Annotated in this window: 1 protein-coding gene; it reads right to left on the bottom strand. The window is 66.5% G+C overall.

Features of this window, described 5'->3' with window-relative positions:
• A partial coding sequence (locus AC3WRR_RS36040; RefSeq protein ID WP_492299564.1) for an AMP-binding protein occupies positions 1-812 on the bottom strand: 812 nt, incomplete at both ends.

Below are 812 nucleotides of genomic sequence, written 5' to 3' on the forward strand. Positions count from 1 at the left end.
GCCACCAGCGGGTTGGACACCAGCGCGGACTCGATCTCCATCGTCCCCATGCGGTGGCCCGACACGTTCAGCACGTCGTCGATGCGGCCCATGATGGTGAAGTAGCCGGTGTCCTTGTCGCGGATCGAGCCGTCGCCGGCCAGGTAGAGCTTGCCGCCGAGCTCTTCGGGGAAGTAGCTCTTCCTGAAGCGCTCCGGATCGCCCCAGATGGTGCGGATCATGGCCGGCCACGGACGCTTGACCACCAGGATGCCGCCGTTGCCGTTGGGCACGTCATGGCCGGTCTCGTCGACGATGGCGGCCATGATGCCCGGCAGCGGCAGCGTGCACGAACCCGGCACCAGCGGCGTCGCGCCCGGCAGCGGCGTGATCATGTGGCCGCCGGTCTCGGTCTGCCAGAAGGTGTCGACGATCGGGCAGCGCTCGTTGCCGATGTTCTTGTAGTACCACATCCAGGCTTCGGGGTTGATCGGCTCGCCCACGGTGCCGAGCAGGCGCAGGCTGGACAGGTCGTACTGTTTCGGGTGGATCTTCTCGTCGGCCTCGGCGGCCTTGATCAGCGAGCGGATCGCGGTCGGCGCGGTGTAGAAGATGCTGACCTTGTGGCGCGCGATCATGTCCCAGAAGCGGCCGGCGTTGGGGTAGGTCGGCACGCCTTCGAACACCACCTGGGTGGCGCCCGCGGCCAGCGGGCCGTAGGCAATATAGGTGTGGCCGGTGACCCAGCCGATGTCCGCGGTACACCAGAACAGGTCGTCGGGCTTGATGTCGAAGGTCCACTTCATTGTCATCAGCGCCCACAGCAGGTAGCC

The sequence above is a fragment of the Cupriavidus sp. FW305-3-2-15-C-LB2 genome (genome assembly GCF_058787575.1).